The 16,875-nt window shown below is 47.6% G+C and carries 23 protein-coding genes; all 23 read right to left on the minus strand.

Annotation, left to right across the window (positions count from 1 at the left end; translation table 11 throughout):
- Window positions 1–119: 119 nt before the first annotated feature.
- The 23 genes from KQX66_RS31840 to KQX66_RS31950 all read right to left on the minus strand — a co-directional run bounded on the left by KQX66_RS31840 (window position 120) and on the right by KQX66_RS31950 (window position 16,712).
- A complete protein-coding gene (locus tag KQX66_RS31840; protein WP_216797590.1) occupies window positions 120–893 on the minus strand; it encodes a peptidoglycan recognition protein family protein in 774 nt (257 codons plus the stop codon).
- 16 nt (window positions 894–909) lie between these two features.
- The gene (locus KQX66_RS31845; protein WP_216797591.1) at window positions 910–1,449 is read right to left on the minus strand and encodes a phage holin; all 540 of its coding nucleotides are present in this window, start codon (window positions 1,447–1,449) and stop codon (window positions 910–912) included.
- A 31-nt stretch (window positions 1,450–1,480) separates the two neighbouring features.
- The gene (locus KQX66_RS31850; protein WP_216797592.1) at window positions 1,481–2,173 is read right to left on the minus strand and encodes a glycoside hydrolase family 73 protein; all 693 of its coding nucleotides are present in this window, start codon (window positions 2,171–2,173) and stop codon (window positions 1,481–1,483) included.
- 4 nt (window positions 2,174–2,177) lie between these two features.
- Window positions 2,178–2,480, minus strand: coding sequence for a hypothetical protein (locus tag KQX66_RS31855; RefSeq protein WP_216797593.1), 303 nt, complete (start codon window positions 2,478–2,480; stop codon window positions 2,178–2,180).
- Between the two features lie 56 nt (window positions 2,481–2,536).
- Window positions 2,537–3,808 carry an SGNH/GDSL hydrolase family protein gene (locus tag KQX66_RS31860; protein WP_216797594.1) on the minus strand — a complete coding sequence of 424 codons (1,272 nt, stop codon included), beginning with the start codon at window positions 3,806–3,808 and terminating at the stop codon, window positions 2,537–2,539.
- A gap of 315 nt (window positions 3,809–4,123) precedes the next feature.
- Window positions 4,124–4,537 (minus strand): hypothetical protein, encoded by a 414-nt coding sequence (locus KQX66_RS31865; RefSeq protein ID WP_216797595.1) that lies wholly within the window; start codon window positions 4,535–4,537, stop codon window positions 4,124–4,126.
- Window positions 4,534–6,012 carry a hypothetical protein gene (locus KQX66_RS31870; RefSeq protein ID WP_216797596.1) on the minus strand — a complete coding sequence of 493 codons (1,479 nt, stop codon included), beginning with the start codon at window positions 6,010–6,012 and terminating at the stop codon, window positions 4,534–4,536. The genes KQX66_RS31865 and KQX66_RS31870 overlap by 4 nt, the downstream gene beginning before the upstream one ends.
- A gap of 15 nt (window positions 6,013–6,027) precedes the next feature.
- Complete coding sequence (locus KQX66_RS31875; RefSeq protein WP_216797597.1) at window positions 6,028–6,585, minus strand: putative phage tail protein; 558 nt, start codon at window positions 6,583–6,585, stop codon at window positions 6,028–6,030.
- The gene (locus KQX66_RS31880) at window positions 6,582–7,637 is read right to left on the minus strand and encodes a baseplate J/gp47 family protein (protein ID WP_216797598.1); all 1,056 of its coding nucleotides are present in this window, start codon (window positions 7,635–7,637) and stop codon (window positions 6,582–6,584) included. Before KQX66_RS31880 ends, KQX66_RS31875 begins: the two co-directional genes overlap by 4 nt.
- Window positions 7,621–7,941 (minus strand): hypothetical protein, encoded by a 321-nt coding sequence (locus KQX66_RS31885; RefSeq protein ID WP_216797599.1) that lies wholly within the window; start codon window positions 7,939–7,941, stop codon window positions 7,621–7,623. Before KQX66_RS31885 ends, KQX66_RS31880 begins: the two co-directional genes overlap by 17 nt.
- The gene (locus tag KQX66_RS31890; protein ID WP_216797600.1) at window positions 7,941–8,378 is read right to left on the minus strand and encodes a DUF2634 domain-containing protein; all 438 of its coding nucleotides are present in this window, start codon (window positions 8,376–8,378) and stop codon (window positions 7,941–7,943) included. Before KQX66_RS31890 ends, KQX66_RS31885 begins: the two co-directional genes overlap by 1 nt.
- A gap of 4 nt (window positions 8,379–8,382) precedes the next feature.
- Complete coding sequence (locus KQX66_RS31895; RefSeq protein WP_216797601.1) at window positions 8,383–8,715, minus strand: DUF2577 family protein; 333 nt, start codon at window positions 8,713–8,715, stop codon at window positions 8,383–8,385.
- A gap of 10 nt (window positions 8,716–8,725) precedes the next feature.
- Window positions 8,726–9,742, minus strand: coding sequence for an XkdQ/YqbQ family protein (locus tag KQX66_RS31900; RefSeq protein ID WP_216797602.1), 1,017 nt, complete (start codon window positions 9,740–9,742; stop codon window positions 8,726–8,728).
- Window positions 9,743–9,748: 6 nt separating this feature from the next.
- Window positions 9,749–10,177, minus strand: coding sequence for a hypothetical protein (locus KQX66_RS31905; RefSeq protein WP_253957574.1), 429 nt, complete (start codon window positions 10,175–10,177; stop codon window positions 9,749–9,751).
- Complete coding sequence (locus tag KQX66_RS31910; RefSeq protein ID WP_216797603.1) at window positions 10,177–12,378, minus strand: phage tail tape measure protein; 2,202 nt, start codon at window positions 12,376–12,378, stop codon at window positions 10,177–10,179. The genes KQX66_RS31905 and KQX66_RS31910 overlap by 1 nt, the downstream gene beginning before the upstream one ends.
- Before the next feature lie 61 nt (window positions 12,379–12,439).
- The gene (locus KQX66_RS31915) at window positions 12,440–12,793 is read right to left on the minus strand and encodes a hypothetical protein (RefSeq protein WP_216797604.1); all 354 of its coding nucleotides are present in this window, start codon (window positions 12,791–12,793) and stop codon (window positions 12,440–12,442) included.
- Between the two features lie 230 nt (window positions 12,794–13,023).
- On the minus strand, window positions 13,024–13,410 hold the full coding sequence (locus tag KQX66_RS31920; protein WP_216797605.1) for a phage tail assembly chaperone: 387 nt from the start codon (window positions 13,408–13,410) through the stop codon (window positions 13,024–13,026).
- 15 nt (window positions 13,411–13,425) lie between these two features.
- A complete protein-coding gene (locus tag KQX66_RS31925; protein ID WP_216797606.1) occupies window positions 13,426–13,863 on the minus strand; it encodes a phage tail tube protein in 438 nt (145 codons plus the stop codon).
- A 19-nt stretch (window positions 13,864–13,882) separates the two neighbouring features.
- A complete protein-coding gene (locus KQX66_RS31930) occupies window positions 13,883–14,938 on the minus strand; it encodes a phage tail sheath subtilisin-like domain-containing protein (RefSeq protein ID WP_216797607.1) in 1,056 nt (351 codons plus the stop codon).
- A 12-nt stretch (window positions 14,939–14,950) separates the two neighbouring features.
- Window positions 14,951–15,376, minus strand: a complete 426-nt coding sequence (locus KQX66_RS31935) for an HK97 gp10 family phage protein (protein WP_216797608.1) — start codon at window positions 15,374–15,376, stop codon at window positions 14,951–14,953.
- A complete protein-coding gene (locus KQX66_RS31940) occupies window positions 15,369–15,797 on the minus strand; it encodes a phage tail terminator family protein (protein ID WP_216797609.1) in 429 nt (142 codons plus the stop codon). Before KQX66_RS31940 ends, KQX66_RS31935 begins: the two co-directional genes overlap by 8 nt.
- Window positions 15,797–16,432 carry a phage head closure protein gene (locus tag KQX66_RS38045; protein ID WP_216797610.1) on the minus strand — a complete coding sequence of 212 codons (636 nt, stop codon included), beginning with the start codon at window positions 16,430–16,432 and terminating at the stop codon, window positions 15,797–15,799. The genes KQX66_RS31940 and KQX66_RS38045 overlap by 1 nt, the downstream gene beginning before the upstream one ends.
- Window position 16,433: 1 nt before the next feature.
- On the minus strand, window positions 16,434–16,712 hold the full coding sequence (locus tag KQX66_RS31950) for a hypothetical protein (protein WP_216797611.1): 279 nt from the start codon (window positions 16,710–16,712) through the stop codon (window positions 16,434–16,436).
- Between the last annotated feature and the right edge of the window lie 163 nt (window positions 16,713–16,875).

A 16,875-nucleotide genomic window follows, 5' to 3' on the forward strand; every position in this document is an offset into this window, starting at 1 on the left:
GAATTAGCAGTATTATTGGTGAGTGTTTCGAGGATTAATTGTAGAAAATAAAAGCAAATCCTCCGCCTGTCGGATGGGTTTGCTTTTATTTTTGAATAGAAGAACCGAAGTAATCTTTGTTACTTAGTCAGTGGCTGGCCCGACGCTTTCCGCAGCTCGTTCGCCAGCCAATGAACATAATTGGCCTGCTGTTCATACGCTGCGGCCGCGGTACCGTCTCCAGCCTGTTCTGCCTCCTGCCGTTTTGTGTCCAGCTCCTTCCATGCCGGACTCATCCAAGTATCGATAACTGTGTTGGCTACTCCTGCATTTAGCATAGGCTCCTCCGCCTCCCCTTTCGTACATTCTTGATATTCGGCTACTACATCAGCGATGAATTGCTCAAACGTCTTCCCAAGAAGTTGGAACGCATTCATTGGGTCCGTCTTCCGGGACGGGTCTAAGATGTAATGACCGGTGATGTCCGTCGCCGGATTCAGGCCGTATCGATAACAGGCGTAGGCCAGCACCCATACGTACCGTTTGTACGCCTCCTTCAGATTGAGTCGAGGGCCATAGCAGAGCTCCACGCCACCAGCTGCATCGTTCGAGTTGCATCCGTAAAGCTCGTTGTCCGTAGTTACGTTATAGACGACGTGATACGCCTTCTCCGCAGCCCCCGTCAAAAACGGGATGCATTCAATAATCTCCTGGTCGTCTACAAAGATGTGCGCGGACGCTGTCGTTTCGTTTCGGCTGCGCTCGTAATACGATACATTTCCTGCCGCTGTTGATCCGGGGTTTCCTGTATCGTGAGCAACCATAAAACGAACGCCCGGCATCGGAATGCACGGGCGTCTTTTGCTTGGGCCGGAAAGGTATCGTGGAACGATATCAAATTTCATTTTGAACATTGGTCGTACCTCCTATTTAGGGCCAAAGTGTTTGCGGCGGTGACATTGGGTCCGGCGGCGCATCTACCGGGGCGGATTGTACTGTCTGCTGTAGAGCTACTACCTTCCTTTCTGCCATTGCAAAAGCAGTCACGGCATCAATGAGAAGCTGCAAATGGTCAGGCATCGGCGCTTGCTGGGATTGCTCTACTGGAGCATCGGGAGTTTCTCCGATTTTAGCTGCAGCCTGTGCTTTGTGCGTCAACACAGCCTTTTCGATGGCCGCACGAATAGCTGCCGGTGCCATTTGAATACCGGCCTCACCCAAATGCTTGCTCACATAGTCGATAGCGATGTTCAGCTTTTCAGTGCCTTTTTGTCCGGACATAGACGTTTCTACGATAGCAAAAGCTTCTTCTGCCACGCGGTGAAGCATCTCCCTTTGTTGCCCTGTTGTTTTAGTCTCGATCCAAGTTATTACATACTTTTTGAGTCGAAAAAACAAAGTGATAGCAACGAGGGCTACAAGTCCAATCACAAATTGTACGATTTCCGAAATGAACGGTTGAAAATCCATGGTTTTCTACACTCCTTTTAAATAAATTTGGTTACTCTTCCGGCTGTCCCGAAGCCCTGCGAAGCGCATTCGCAAGTGTCCGCTGCCATTCTCGCAGCGTTTTGGCTGCTTCCGCTCTTTCGACATCTCCTGAAATGAGTGCCGCCTGATACGAGGCATCGTGAGTCGCATATGCGGGTTTGAGATATCCGTCGATGATATTGTTTGCAATTCCCTGTTCCAGCATGGGCTTGTTTGCCTCCTCATCCAAATATTCGAATCTCGGTATAATTCCACGTAACTTCTCTGCGTAGTCTGGATCGCCATCGATTTCTTTCGGCGCATCAGTCGCATATCCGCATGCATAAAGAGCGTCGGCCTGTGTGTACGGGTCCGGCGCATCGATCACTCGTTGATATCGTTTAGGATCGTTACGAAATAGAAGCGCTTGGTCTTTTAGGCAATCGTAAACACTGTCATACGCCCGCCAGTCGGCCCGCTGCTTCGTGTCATTGACGCCATTGATTACTTCTCGCGTCTTTGTATTCACGCTGCGACCACGCCAAAAATCGGTCTGTTTACCGACGCCTACCTTGTAACCGACAATGTTGTTCCACTCCGGGTTATTTCCTCCCGTTTCAAGCAGTGTTTGCGCCATTAGTACCGATGGGAACAGCGGACCGCCTTCTTGCCTAATCCGGACCGTAATTGGCGCGACGATAGTAATGAACTCGTTCCTGTTCATGATGTTAGTCCTCTCTTTCTTGCCTTGGTACAGCGTCTAGCCGGTCAATCCGCTTATGAGCCTGTTTGGATGATTCCTCCACACGAGTCACACGCTCGGCCAAATCGTCGATTCTTTTCCCTTGTGTCCGCTGTTCAATCCTGATATCATCGACGCCGCGCTTGATGTACTCCACATCCGAATGAAGGGCTCCGCCGCTCTGGGCGTCATTTTTTATCTCCTGCTGAATTGCCCGGGCCCTCCCGGACCAACCGACGAAGATGCCGCTAATCGCGGCCACTACTGCAGTGATAGCTGTTAAGTCCATTTCAATCCACCTTCCTGCTCCTTATGAGCATAAAAATAGCCCCGATTGCTCGGAGCTTATTTAAACTTTTTAAGGTATTCTGCGAATTTCAGGCGCATTCTATCGTGACCGCCATCAGACGGATGGACGCCATCTTTCGTCGTGCCTACATCCCATTTGCTGGCGTCCTTCGGATGCTGAACGGCGGATGCGGTGTCTATTGTACCAGTGAGCAGACCAGGTGCCGGATTCGAGAGAAGCCAAGCGTTTGCCTGATCGCGGTCCGCCCCCTTCGAAAACTTTGTGCTTACGGCGGTTTGGTTCTCATGTGTCGCCCAAGCATCGGTTGAAGTGGTGCGCGGCGGAATGGTGAACTGATAGATTTCCTCGATACCGAAGTCTCGGAGAAGTTGCCATGTTGCTGTGATATCCGCTTTGAACTGATCAAATGATTTCCCCATGAGGTCATTCGTGCCATAGTGAACGAACGCTCGACGTCCGTATTTCAAAAGGCCTACGCGGAACATTGCCTTTCCGTTTGACCGGAAATCGTAGCTGCTTTCCCCGCCTTTTGCAACACGTATCCAAGGGAAATCGGTACCGAGTCCAGCAACGATAAACCCACGGTCTTGGGGGTTGTCGCCAGCGCCTTGCCCGATACTATCGGAAACCACAATGTTTCCGGGAACATCTGAAGGCCCTACAATCGCAATGGGATGATATACAAACTGGCCGTGTGTGTCCGGTGTCCCGGAATCCACTATGTTCTCATTTTTCAGCCCTTCACCGCGAGAGTTGTACGCGACAAGGCCGCGCGGGAATTTCCCGCCTTCCGGAACGGACACGCAAGTATACATGTAGAATCCGGTGCCTTTTTTTCCGTTGACACTCACCATATCAGATAGTTGTTTTGCTCCAGGGTCAAGAATGAATGTCCTACTCCCGCTCGATGTGAAGACTGGAATTCGTTTGGTACTCCCTATCGGGTACTCAATTGCAGCGCTGACCGAAATTTTATTCGGAACTGGAACGTCTTGGTCGTAAAAATTCCCAAAAACAACGGCGATTTCGGGCCGGTCCTCGGTGAATTCGTGATATGTTTTGGATGTCTGCTCTTTCACTACAGGATCGTCTACTTTTGTAGGATATACTCCGTTGCAAAGGTGACTGCCTCGCGTCGCCACGGCTTGAAGAGTACTTTTAGATGGTCCATTTTCATTTTTTTCCTCAACTAAACCTTGTTCCACAAGTTTTCTTGTGTGGCTCGACAAAATAGAGATGTACTCTTCATGAGGGTGATATGAACGGTTTGCGAGTGGGTCAAAAAAAGATTTAAGTGCCCTATACATTTGAATACTCCTTTGAAAATAAATTAGCCCCGCTAGGAACGGGGCCAATCTGAAACTATTTGCTGCTGGGTTATACGCAGGATCTTGTACGATCGTTTTCTAGAACTGTCACACCTCCTTCTGCTCGGTATGTTCGTACGGGATATCCGGTCGTGTATCAGCCACGAACGCCACGACAGCAGTCCTATCAGCGGTAGCGAGTGCGTTATAACTTGTGTCGATAATTGTTTTAAGGTCATCGGCCTCCGAATTCGAATAGCGGGTAATGCAGGCGCGGCCTATAATCCGGATTTTGTACGGTTCCATCGACATAGTTTACACGGCCCCTTTCGCGAAGAAGTCAGCAAGGGCTGTTTCGAGGTCCGCTATACGCTGTTCCTGTATTTGCTTTTCTGTCCGCCCGAGAAGATGCCGCTTGTCGTCAAATAACTTCGGATCAAACGGATCGTCGGGACGAAAATTTCCTTTCGAGGTCGAAACGTAATACCGCGTCTCATAAAGGATCGTTTCTTCCTCTATTGGATCGCCTTTTTCGTCGTATCCCACGTTTGTTTTGAATCGAATTGTTTCAATCTGTTCTGAACGGATCGTTCCATCATCGGTGACAAGAACGTCATGTGTGACTCCTCGGGCAGTTCCTGTCGATCCAATGATATCTTGACCGTCGATCATTTTTACGTCATCAACGAAGCCCACATATTTGCCGTCTTTGTACAAAATAGCAATCATCGGATCACACCTCCTCCTGCGGTATTTTCGGCGGTTGCGCCACTTGGTTGCGACCCATATTTCCCGATAGTTGAGGCATCGAACGCCCCCAGGACGTAAGAGTTCCCACCTCCGGAATTAGTTGAGGAAAACACTCTTGATACATCACTAGATATGATTGCATATTGCCGGTTTGAGATATCACAGCCACTTACGGAAACAAGACTCCGGCTCACTAGAATCCCAATAATTCCAGTGGCTGGTACATTGGTACGGCAATGCGATATGTTGACATTGGTACAACTGTATACATTAAAAGCTGCGACGTTTGGATTAAGTAATTTAAATCCACGCACCGAGACTTTTGCAGTAATGTAGTGAAGCACAAAATCATTAACCTGATAGTTATCGGAAACGGCCGTATCCCCAAAGATCTCCAAAAACCCTTTACCAGTAAAGCCGCGTATGAGAACGGATTCGTTGTAAATTCCGGGCGCGACGTTTATCGTTGCCGCGTGATTTAGTATCTGCGGAATGCGGTTTACTGCTGCTTGTATCGTTCGGAGGGCTGCCCCTGCCGTTAGGCCATCGTTTGCATCATTTCCAGAAGGCGACACGTACAGCGTGATGTTTCCGCTGCTCGCTGATATAGCTCCGTCATCTATCGAACCGCCTGATAATACCAGACGGTTCGTGGTACCAGTGGGCTGCGTACCTTCTACACCAAGACTTGCGCCATGGGCCGCTTGTAAGCCGTACACATTGCCCAAGCCGGAACAAAAGCCTGCGTGTACCTTGCTCGCATAGTCGCTGAAAATCGCAGCCCTTTTTGATGAGATTACAGCTGAGTAAATAAATGCCGTTGATTTTTCAAAGTATACGCCGTCGTAGGACGTATCGACATTCACCGATTTAATGGCGTTCATTTGTAAGTTTGTGCACCCGCGAATGAAGAAAGCACAACCAAACACGCTATGTTTTCCAGTCGCTTCCGCTGTATCAACAAATGTACGTAACGTCACACCATCGAACGCAAAGGCCTTTGCCATATAGTAGGATGACGAATCCGATTTTATCCATAATGCTCCCGCACCTGTAAATCCAGCTATCGTCACCTCTTCGTTATAAATGCCAGCCGTAATGATAATTTCGTAAAGATGATTTACAACTTGCGGTACGCTGTTCACAGCCTTTTGAATCGTCTTAAATGCTGTCGCTGTTGTTTTTCCGTCATTTGCGTCATTTCCTGTTGAGGCATTTACATAGAGCTTAAGCGGCTCTGTTGTTTTCAAGGAATCAATAAGCGCTTTGTCTGCTCCACTCAAAAAACCATTCGCTCCGTTCGCAACTGCTAATGCGTGTGCATTCCCGCCGCTGCCAATATGAGCACCTAACGTTGCGTCAATTATGTCCATGTTTCCGTTTGCGTCGGCAATGTTGTAATTTTCAGAACCAAGCGGCTTTTTCAAGTTAAAATTAGGTGTGAAATTAGGCATCAAGAACCTCCCTATTCATGGAAGCGCAGTCGCACGTAATTGGTCGTGTGTGCGACTGGACAATTGGTCATGTGTATACGATCGTAATTGATCATATTGGTTATAAAGAAAAGCGTATACTATCGCTAGATGCGCGGGCTTTATCTCCTCGACAGCAATTCGAACATCATCCATATTTGAAGGGATACCAACCACGCTACGGAACGTTACTTTGATTTCGCTATTTACAAACTCAACGTCAACGCCCCCATCAGTCCAACTATCAATAACAAGCTTAATCATGGCAGCATCGACTTTTCCAGTGCCCCGCATTTTGGATTTGATGACAGATCGCCGTTCCGATAGTGGTTTGTTTAAATCAGTCGGAATGCCCAACTCGCGTTCGAAGATCGAAAGCGCCCAAGTCGCTGAATCGACAGACAACTGTAATTGTAAATCGCCTGTCGCGTCCTCGCGCTTATTTATCTGATCCGCGTCAGCGTCAAATATGGCTTTGTACACTCCTGATTTACTCATAAACCCCTGAAGACGCCCCCGAAGACGTTTTAGCAGATCAGTGCCGGTTGTACTCAAATTATGGTCACCGTCCCTGTAACAGCGACTTCCTCATTGCCGATTGTAATCCCTGTTGTTCCTCCATTAACCGTCAGACCACTATAGTCTTGTGCGCCTTCGCTGTTAAGGATCGCTGCTCCAATACGTGCATAACTCACAACGGATTCTACAAAGGCGATTCCCTTGAGGTATGTCGTTATCGAGTCTACGATGTTGGATGTAACCTGAGCCAGTGTGTACCCGGACTTAATAGATACGGTCGCCGCGACGTTAATGTTAACACCTGTAGCGCTGACTATCGTAGCATATGCGCCGATTGGGGCAACGCCATTTCCAAGCCCCGTTACTCCCGGATCGATATAGTTCTGTGCGGCTGTCACAACGGCGTTTGAAGCTGGCTTTTTGTCGCTGCCGATGATCACCACCTTGACTGTGTTTGCGCCGTTCCAAAGCGGTACAACGCGGGCATCTCCAACGCCAGAAACCTCTTTAGCCCATTGTTTGTAATGGGCTACATTCCCGCTTGTGGCAGGTGTGCGTATTCGTTCGTAGTACCGCTTTAGCAAATCTGCATCGGACTCCGTATCGAATCCGTCCTGTGTTGGATTCTGATTGTTTACGGCTGTAAATCCTGATATAGTCACGGGAAAAAGCGTTATCGTATTAGCTGGTACATTACCGCTGCTACCCGGAACAACGGCTTCGACACTTATTGTGCCGCTGTTCGTTACCGACTTTGTTTCCGTCGACCGGAACCGGATTCCCCCCATAGTCTCAAAAAGATCGCCTTTCGTAATGGTACCGGTACCGGTCAGGACTACGCTCCCCTTCGAGTGGGTCGCTGCCTTGCGCTCGATCCCGGTACGCTCCCTTACGCGCTGGGCCAGCTCCACCCCGGTCAGGTTGTCGATATTGAGTTTACCCTTCACTGAATCTATAAAGATATCCATTTTTGCTAGTTGCTCCGCTACTGGGGATAGCGAGTCATAGATAAAGCTTCCAACGGACCGATCATATGAAGATGGGACCAACGCTAGCAGGGCCGATAAAATCTCATCCTTGGTTGCCACCTTCGACTCCCTCCAGCTCTTTCAAGATCACGTCAAACAATCGGTCAGGAGATTCATTGTACTTCTCGACAATCTTTCGCGTTACCATACGCTGTATTTCACCGTTTTTAATTGGTGCCGGGAATAAGTGTCCATACGCCTCAGAATATTTATTTTGCCCCCGCAGCGCTGCCGAATGAATCCCGGAGATTACAGTGCGGCTGACTTCTTCCACAATCGGCTCTACAACATCTACAAACAACGTCATAACGTCCTCTTGCGTTAACCTGATCTTGATTAGCTCCGCCAATTTGTCATCCGGCATCAAACAGTCACCGCCCCATCTGTTTCTCCGTATATACTTCCTACTCTGAAATTGATAGTCAGGCGCGCGCCACTCTGTGAAAATGAGAAGCTATCGACCAGAGTGATAGCGTCGTTTTGAAGAAGTGCCGCACGAATCATACGTTCATACTCGGCACGAGAGAAGTCTTGGTGAAAGCTTCTGCCGATCAATGTGTGGTGTTCGCTGCCGTATGTCGTCCCCTTGTAAATGAGTGTGCCCGCGACTGTACGCAATGCCTTTTGAATCCATACTTTCAAATACTCAATGCCCGTAAGTTTGACAAGTTTTCCGTCTATAAGGCGGAAATCACCAGTGGTAAAGTCCCAATCGAATGTTGCATGCACTGCCTCGCTGGTCGTACTTTCAATCACTTCATCAGCAGTGAATTGCAGATTAGCTATCTGCGGCAATGACATGACATCACCCCACCTTCCAAAGAACGTACCAAATTTTCAAATATTCATCCGGCGAGATAACAACCTTATCCCCAACAGCGAATGACAGTTTCCATGGTATTGTTTCCTCCACCATACTGCCGTTCGTGTTCATATAACGGTTCGGGATTTGGTACCCAGTCGTGTATACCTCCGGCAGAACAAGTTTGTCCTCGGTCAAGATGACATTCTCTCCCCACTGAATTTTTAGTGGGTTCAATTCCACAACCTCGCCTGTTCGCAGCGCTACACTGGGCGGGTTTTGGTTTGCTTTATTCATTTCCACCAACTTACGCGCTAATTTATCGATAGCATCCATGACGCGCCTCCTATTTTACGTCTTCCGGGAGAACCAATTCGATCTGCATCATATGGAGTTGTTTTGTTACTTCGTGCTTCGCGGTCATGATCATATATCGTCCTTTCATGCCCGTGATAGGCTCCGTCACATCGAGCAACCTTCCAGCCTTAAAATCAACGTCTCCCAGCAACGTAAGTGAGTTTGTTTCTTGAACACGATTCAAGCGCTCAAGCAGTATACGAGCGACTTCACGGGCTTTAGCTGCGTCTTCGGCGTCGATTTTGTATACTGACTCCAAAAGACCGTATTTTCGAATTGATTTCTCGTCTTGATTCATTGCCACGACTTCATATTTTGGTTTGTCTTTGTCCTTGCTGTCACGCTCGATCATGATTTTTACGCGGTTTTTCATCTCTTCTATAGATCTTTTCCGGGACGCGGAGAGCGGATTCGAAAATACGTCGTACAGTTCAACATTCCCTGCCAGTTGGAACGTGCCTGTGATTACTAGTTCTTCCATATCCTCGAAATATATTTTTCCTTCGCGCAGCTCAACATTGTACCGTTTACCACTACGTTTCTCATGCAGTTTGTAAATTTCATCAATGATTTCTGCTGGGCTTTTTTCAATATACAACTCTTCAATCAGCGTTCCCATTTCTGGAATAGCGCCGATCTGCATACCGAAGTCGTTTAGAATGCGCCTGATCGCTTGGGATGCGGGTATTTTGTTGAACTGATATACGGATTTCGACTTCCCCAGATACCAAGCATAGTCATATACAGAATACTTTATCGCTTCCCGATTGGATCGGCTCTCCGTAACGATGACTCCACGGTTCACCTCTTTGCTGCCCTCGTATAAAATAACAACGTCGCCGATATCACATGGATTTTCCGCAAAATACCGGGTATCGTTCCAAATGATCCCGAATTCCATTGCCGACATCATCGAAAGATTGGAATCCCACGTGATCGAGTCAACGATGGGTGTGATATCGTAGGAAACGTCACCCGCGTTTTTAATTAGGATTAGTTTGAACAAGCAAAATCACCGCCTATTCGTGTCAACAAAAGCGAATTCTTTCATGGTCATCGTATACCCAATATCTCCGTCTTTCTTCACGTTCCACTCTAACGAGTCCAGAGTTACAGCAATGTTCAAATTCTGTTTTCCGGACGAATCCGTGATAACAAGCCGGAGTGGTATCCGCTTTTCTCGCCAGCGTTCGATTGTGTCAATGTAGTCCATGCCCCACATTTCCCGGCTCTGCAAAAAAGGATAGTCATGCCCCTTGATCGGAAAAAAACTGGAGAACGAAACCTCTCGAAGTTGGCGGAGGCCGATTCGGTTCAAGGATTGTTGCAACCCAGTGACTTCTTCGCTACCGAATGTACTTTTTACGTTGTATTCGGATGGCGGTACCGGAAGCTGCATTACCTCTTCGTTGTTATTGATGGAAATAAACACCTGAATCATTAGGAAGACCCCCAAGCGTGACGTTCCACCCTAGCGAAAAGGGAGTCGGCTATCTCCAAAGCTGTCATGTCTTTCAGCTTGGCTTTTGTGTTTTCCTTCGTGGAATCCGTATTCACATCAGTTGCCGCTGTGTTAGCGTTTAGTGCACCTATTAATTCGTCTGTCTTCTGATCTGCTTGTGCTTGCTTCTCAGACTCTTTTTTGTTTTGCTCTGCCTCCGCCTTCTTTCGTTGCGCCATGATATCATCTTGACTGAATTTACCACCTTGGAAATTAGCCTGCGGGAGAATGTTCATATCTTCGCGCCATTTTGGAGCCTGCGCGTTTGCTTTCGCTGCTGCTATAGAGATTTGTGGTACAACGTCAGGTATATCCTCCCACCGTACTGGCTTCTCGTCAGCTTTAGCACCTCCGAAATTAACCCTGTCCAGTCCTTTGAACTCAACGGTTCCAATTCCAAGGTTGATGCCAGCCTTTCCGGCTAGGTTTTTGGCTTCGGTAATCAATGTGTTGATCCCGCCAACTGTACCTTTTATCATGTCTTCCAGGATTCCGATGAATGAGTTTGCCCCCGCTTCTGCAAAGCCTACGAGCGCGTTCCATACGCTTTTCCCGGCTTCCTTCACCTTCTCCCAAGAAAAGATAAAGGCCTTTGCAACGTTGTTTGCTGCGGTTATGAATGCGGTAATCCCTGCCTGCTCAGCTTCAACAAGCGCGTTCCACATGACAATCCCGGCGTATTTGATCGAATCCCAGACATATACATATACTTTGAGCACGGTGTTCACGAAGGTGAAATACTTGTTCGCTGCCCATTCTGCAGCGTCTACAAGGACATTCCACACTTCCATTCCCTTGAGCTTGACAAGTTCCCAGTTCGCTATTAAGTAGGTCCCGGCCGCAATGACCAAGCCTATTGCAAACGATATCCAGCCTAATGGCGTCATCTTCAAAGCGGTGCTCCACGCCCATGTCGCCGCCGTAACAGCTAACGTCGCTGCTTTTGATACAACAAGAGCAAGAGTGAATGCGCCGAGTGCGGCAGCGATTCCATAAACGAACGGGCCGATGAATGACCAGTTGTTTTTTATAGTATCCGCCACAGAAGAAATGCCCTGAACTAGCACGGCAAGTTGTGGTGCTAATCCTTGGTTGATCGGCGCCAGCACATCTGTAATGATTGCCCTACCTATATCCGAAAGTATGCTTGTGACTGTCTTTGGCTGATTCGTATCTATGTCCTGCATAGTTTGGTTTAAACGGGAAAATCCAGTATCAATATTAGAGAGTGCGGCCACAGCCACAGACTCAAGGTCTTCCCACTTGGTTCCGAACAATTGGACGCCGACGGTGTTTTTTAAGAGTGGATCTTGGATGCCCCCTAACGCCGTCATTACTTTTTGAAATGCAGCTTTCGCCGCTTCTCCTCCTGCTGCAAACTCTTTGTCGATACCCTCCATACGTATCGTTTTAAACGCTTCGGTTGTCGTCTTAGATCCGTCTTTTGTTTTGATTACGAATTCCTTGATTGCGTCGGCCACCATATCCGTATTCCGCGCTCCGGATTTAAGACCCGAGTTAAGTACGGAAAGCATCTCTTCGGCACTCAGGCCAATAGCCTTGAAATGTGGCGTGTACTCATTGAGCGTATCAAGAAAGTCACCGGACTTATTTAGCCCCTTTTGAAAACCTTGAGCAATTAGGTTTTGTGCCTCAGTTGACGACACCCCAAGGTTTTTCATGAGTTTAGATGATGCGTCGATGGTTTCTTTCACATCTTCGCCGAACGTTTTTTGAAGGAGCAGAGCATTCTTTGTTGCATCTTTGAGTGCCGCTCCCGTAAATCCTGTCGCTTGTGATACCCTAATAACCGCAGCAGCAGCGGACTCCATGTTTTCCGTCAAACGGCTGTCCTTGAACAACTGGTTAGTTACATCTTGCAATCCGGCTAATTCAGCTCCAGTGGCTCCAGTAGCGTTCTTTAATTTCGCGCTCGCCTCCGTAGCCTCGTCTCCAAATTTCACCATCGCTGCCCCAGCGGCGGCTATGCCGACTGCGGCAGCAGCCCATGCCGCATTTGCGATGCCTTTCAATTCCTGCAAGTTGTTCTTGTACGCTACCACGCCGCCATTAATTTTATTCAGAGTATTGGTCACGCCGTCGCGCAACACCATTGTTTTGGATATGTCTTTTGCTCCCAATATTCACCACCTCTTTTCTGAATAGAAAAAAGAGCCTCTTTTTACAAGAGACTCTTTGTCATTATTTGAAGCAACCTGTTACCAATGCTTTATACACCTTATCGTCGATTTCAAGCAAACTACGCTTCCCGTCTTTGAATTGAATCGCTACGATATGCGTCCTATTGTTTCTTCCAGTCATGCCACCAATAACTGCAGCAAAAGGCCCTAATAACAAGCCTCCTGCCGCCGCTCTACCAACTGTACTCAGCGCTCCCTTTTGTGTGGATTCGTCAAGTACTTCGTATGATTCTACGGTGTCACTAGTTAAATCCATAGGTCGCTTCAAAAAACCCATACTCATACTTGCAACATTGCTGACCGAAACCAAGACTTTACCTTTGTAATCTCCCGCAATCACCCTGTTCGATGCCATGTCAAAGCTCCTTTATTTAGTTTTATACCCCTTTCTCCATAGGCATCATAAATCCTTCTTTTTCCAAGGAAATTATTTCACACTCCACTTCCGGGCCTCCTCATCAAAATGAACGGCCATAGAACACATCATAAAACGTTTCGTCGTAAAATCCAGATTAAGTAAGTATTCTATAGCGAATCCGCGCTGTACGTAGTGGTGCAAAAAGTACAGGTCAGAGTCGCTTTCGATTAGTTTTTTAGTTCTTCGTCAACCTTTTTAACACCGCTCGCGTATCCTGCTAGTTGTAATGCATGGCCGGATACAGCACTGATTTCGCCTGGACGGAAAATGTACCCAACAATATCCGTCGGCTCTACGCATCCGAATTCCATTTGGAGCGTGGTGTCCTTCAAATTTGGTTCTACCACGCAATGATAAGTAATATGAATGTCTGCCATATCGGACTTTTCGCCTTGTGCCATCTCGATAGCTTCGAGGGCAAGATCGCGACTAGGCTCCTGAATGACGATTTCCGCATCAAGCGATTCGACATACAGTTTCTGTCTGCGCTTCGATTTATTTTTGAGCGCCTCTTTTTGTTCAAGCAGCTGTTGAATAGTCAATTGTTTTCCCATGGGTATTCCTCCTATTTATCGGGGTGTAATAGTATCCATCATTTCATAGTCACTGAATGCAAATGGAACCTCTTCGCTGCCAAGGGTCTTTTGCTCAAATTTCAGCAAAAGCATCTCGTTTACGGTGACGTCGTGCAACGCCACGCGTTCCGTACCGAATGCGTCCGGGTCTGCCACCTTACCAACCAATTCAAGCCGCGGGTATGTGCCGTTGCGAATACCGTCAGCCATAATTCGCTGTACGCGTGAGTATACCTTTTTAATCGTCATACTGCCTTCCCCGGCCCACCCCGTTGCTTTCTTGAACGTTGCACCTTCTCCGGCAAAGTTTACATCCTCATAATTAATTGTTGCCTTGGCCTCAAAGCTATCTACCTCAGCCCACAGTTCTCCATTCACCCACAATCGTCCATATGTGCCATTGATAACTCGTCTCGGATCAGGTCTTGCCATGTCTTCGCCCCCTTTCTACCTAAACAGAAATTGCCATCGTTAAGTCCTCGACGGCATCTAAGAACTTGAGATTTCCGGACAGAAACACCTTCGACTGGAAACTCATTTCCTTCACTTTTTGGTCGTCCCATGTGCTCGTGTCGGTGCCGATTCCCTGCCATGCCAGCCGCTGTGCGTTGATGTCAACGCCCACAGAGTTGTTTGCTGACGGGTCTAATACATCCCCCTCAAGTCCCTTTAAGTAGGCATTTACGGCAGCGATAAGCAGCGATTGATTGTCGTAGCTATTAACCACCTTGCCTACGTAATCATTTTCAAACGTTCGCGTAATGTCTTCTTGGATAAGGTCGTGACCCTCAATGACCTTGATTTTTTTCCAATCGGCACCTTTCGAGGTTGTGGTCGTCGTCAGGCTGTTTACACCGCGGGCAATTTTGATTTTTTCGCCATCATTAATCAAAATCAACTTCCCTGCGTCAACATCGGCATCAGGAGTTGCACTTTCCGTGATACCGGAAACTTCCGACAGAACGTAGTATGTTGCGCTCCGATTGAGTGCAAGCCCGGCGAGAATTCCGGCGATGCGCGCCGTATATTGAGAGGCTGAATATGTGTTCGATTCGACTTTGATCCCGCTAGTGGCAAAATTAATAACCCCTTCATGATCCGCGGATGCTTCTGGCAACACGGCTTTGAAGGTCTTCTTATTTGCATCGCGCCATGTCTTTACTTGTGTTGATATTGCCGTCACATCTGCAGTGGCAATCCCCGGAATCGCAAGATAGTTCCACTTTTTTACAGAGAGCCTTGTTAGTGCCGCGTTGTAGTTTGTCGCTGCAGTAGCAAGACGTTCAACAATGACTTTAGAAGGTACACCGAGAAATGCATCTTTGATATATCTGAGATTATCTGCTGTCCAGTCACTCGACTGTACATCGGAAACAGATGTGTATTCTTTAGTATCAAAGGTGCCGGTGCTATCCTTCAAAATGAGAGCTACAACCCCGCGCTGACTTCTTTGGATAGCAGATACAGCCAGCGAGGAGAATGTGATATTTATTGTCGGCAGTGGCAAACTGAATCCCTCCTACAATTTACTCATAATTTTGTGAAATTCTTCTTCCAAGATGCTCGTCCATTGGTTGTTGATCTCTGCCGCTGCTTTGTCGAATACAAAATACCCCTTTTGGAATCCATGTTCTTTCCCGTTCTTATCTACGATCCTATGCCCTTTTTCAATCAGATGAGCATGCGGTGCTCTGCTATATACTCGGATTTTGTATTCTCCGCTTGAGGCATCAACCCATACCTTACCTCGTTTAATGGACCGGAAATAATTTCCTTTTTTCTTCTTGACGCTCGTTCTTGCGCGTCTGGCAACAATGGCGCGGGCCTTTGTGCCAGAACGCCGCATGAGCGCCTTGGCTTCTTTGGGAAATAATTTTTGAAGATCGGATAATTCACGGGAGAATGCCTCTATTTTTTTCAGCCCTTGAATATCGAAGTCACCCATTGTATCCCAACTCCTGCATTTTTTCTCCAGTCTCTTCCGGGGCAGCGTCATCGAAATATGCGAAACGGAAATCGTAGTGAAGGACCCTGTCCATAACAAACGTCTCTGCTTCATCAATTGTAATCGTGCGGCCGAGAACAGAGAAATTTAGTCCGAACATTTTCTCCAACCTATCCTGTACATCGTATACCTCTTCCTTGAATTCATTCCGATCTGTTGGAAAAAAGAGAATCCGGCATGTCATATCACGTTGGAGGGTGAACTGAAACGTCTCGCTTGCATCAGTATCGATCTCAACAAAAAAAGAAGGGCGTTCAAATCCTTCTTCAACATCGCTGCTTTGAATTGATATGTCCGGGAATTCAGCAGAAATCCGCTCATTTACAGCCTTGTTCAATTGCGCACGGGTCAGCCTTGCCACTATGGAACCACCCTCTCCGTATGCAAAGTGAGAGTTTCGTGACGGTTGTACGGATCTTCGATATACCTGATATCGTATCGTTGTCCTGCAATCATCAGGAACATGTCCGGCCTGATTCCTTCCCGGTATCGAATTGTGACCTTGGCATTGTTTGTAGTTTCGATAACCCGACCGGACACATTCGCGGTGCCCCCGCCTACAAACTCAACTTGTGCAGGTAACGTGAATAACCTCTCCTTGCGAGGAGATTTTTCGCTCATGCTGTTTTTTACGGTAGTGTTATACCAAATTTCAACCGAATCCCGCAGTCTCGATAACCCGGTTTGTACCAAACTCAACGGCTGACAAATAAGCTCGATTTCTCGTTCATCTTCCCCGGTATGTGTTCGAATAATTTCGTAATCCATGCCGTTGTACGATAGGCGAGGCTCGTTTGCATATTCGTATGTCCAAACGACAAACGCTACTTCGGGACGTAGGCCATTCGCAAAAGCCGGGTAAAATTCGGATCGGTTTATAGACTTTCGATCCGCTAAAATACTGCGTCGTGTGCCTTCAGACACCATGTCCGTATCCGATCCAGTGACATAGGTCAATGGGATAAGTTGTATAGGGTATTTCCGCCGCCTGCTCATGTCATGTCACCGTAGATTTGATCGCTATTTGGGCTAAAAGCACATGGAATACGGGTGAGAATGCTACGTCTCCGCCTTTCAGGTTCCAAAGGTCGGTTACCCCCACTACAAGGCAGCCAATGGCAAGATCGCTGTTCAACATCGAATCCGATACCCCAGCATTTTTCATATACACTTTAACGGCACGCAGCTTCTGAGTGAGTACATTATCAAGTGACGCGTTGTCCAAGGAGATATCTAGTCCTTTTTTGCACTCTATAAGAAGCTCCGCGTCTGTCATGATTCGGCCTCCGCTTTCTTCTGCGTCTTCGGCGTTGCGGAGGCTTCAGTCCTGGCTAAAAGACCTCCAGCAATTAGACGCTCCACGTATTCACTATCTTCGTACGTTTCCCCTACTTTATACGCTCTTTGTGTGTATGGATCAAAAAATGCTTTAATTACCT

The sequence above is a fragment of the Paenibacillus oleatilyticus genome (genome assembly GCF_018998565.1).
Taxonomy (GTDB): domain Bacteria; phylum Bacillota; class Bacilli; order Paenibacillales; family NBRC-103111; genus Paenibacillus_G; species Paenibacillus_G oleatilyticus.

Excerpts from the sequence above, each read along its gene's own strand:
- KQX66_RS31840 (WP_216797590.1), bottom strand. The coding sequence starts at position 893 with ATGTTCAAAATGAAATTTGATATCGTTCCACGATACCTTTCCGGCCCA.
- KQX66_RS31845 (WP_216797591.1), bottom strand. The coding sequence starts at position 1,449 with ATGGATTTTCAACCGTTCATTTCGGAAATCGTACAATTTGTGATTGGA.
- KQX66_RS31850 (WP_216797592.1), bottom strand. The coding sequence starts at position 2,173 with ATGAACAGGAACGAGTTCATTACTATCGTCGCGCCAATTACGGTCCGG.
- KQX66_RS31855 (WP_216797593.1), bottom strand. The coding sequence starts at position 2,480 with ATGGACTTAACAGCTATCACTGCAGTAGTGGCCGCGATTAGCGGCATC.
- KQX66_RS31860 (WP_216797594.1), bottom strand. The coding sequence starts at position 3,808 with ATGTATAGGGCACTTAAATCTTTTTTTGACCCACTCGCAAACCGTTCA.
- KQX66_RS31865 (WP_216797595.1), bottom strand. The coding sequence starts at position 4,537 with ATGATTGCTATTTTGTACAAAGACGGCAAATATGTGGGCTTCGTTGAT.
- KQX66_RS31870 (WP_216797596.1), bottom strand. The coding sequence starts at position 6,012 with ATGCCTAATTTCACACCTAATTTTAACTTGAAAAAGCCGCTTGGTTCT.
- KQX66_RS31885 (WP_216797599.1), bottom strand. The coding sequence starts at position 7,941 with ATGCCGGATGACAAATTGGCGGAGCTAATCAAGATCAGGTTAACGCAA.
- KQX66_RS31890 (WP_216797600.1), bottom strand. The coding sequence starts at position 8,378 with ATGTCATTGCCGCAGATAGCTAATCTGCAATTCACTGCTGATGAAGTG.
- KQX66_RS31895 (WP_216797601.1), bottom strand. The coding sequence starts at position 8,715 with ATGGATGCTATCGATAAATTAGCGCGTAAGTTGGTGGAAATGAATAAA.
- KQX66_RS31905 (WP_253957574.1), bottom strand. The coding sequence starts at position 10,177 with ATGATTCAGGTGTTTATTTCCATCAATAACAACGAAGAGGTAATGCAG.
- KQX66_RS31915 (WP_216797604.1), bottom strand. The coding sequence starts at position 12,793 with ATGGCATCGAACAGGGTGATTGCGGGAGATTACAAAGGTAAAGTCTTG.
- KQX66_RS31920 (WP_216797605.1), bottom strand. The coding sequence starts at position 13,410 with ATGGGAAAACAATTGACTATTCAACAGCTGCTTGAACAAAAAGAGGCG.
- KQX66_RS31925 (WP_216797606.1), bottom strand. The coding sequence starts at position 13,863 with ATGGCAAGACCTGATCCGAGACGAGTTATCAATGGCACATATGGACGA.
- KQX66_RS31935 (WP_216797608.1), bottom strand. The coding sequence starts at position 15,376 with ATGGGTGACTTCGATATTCAAGGGCTGAAAAAAATAGAGGCATTCTCC.
- KQX66_RS38045 (WP_216797610.1), bottom strand. The coding sequence starts at position 16,432 with ATGAGCAGGCGGCGGAAATACCCTATACAACTTATCCCATTGACCTAT.
- KQX66_RS31950 (WP_216797611.1), bottom strand. The coding sequence starts at position 16,712 with ATGACAGACGCGGAGCTTCTTATAGAGTGCAAAAAAGGACTAGATATC.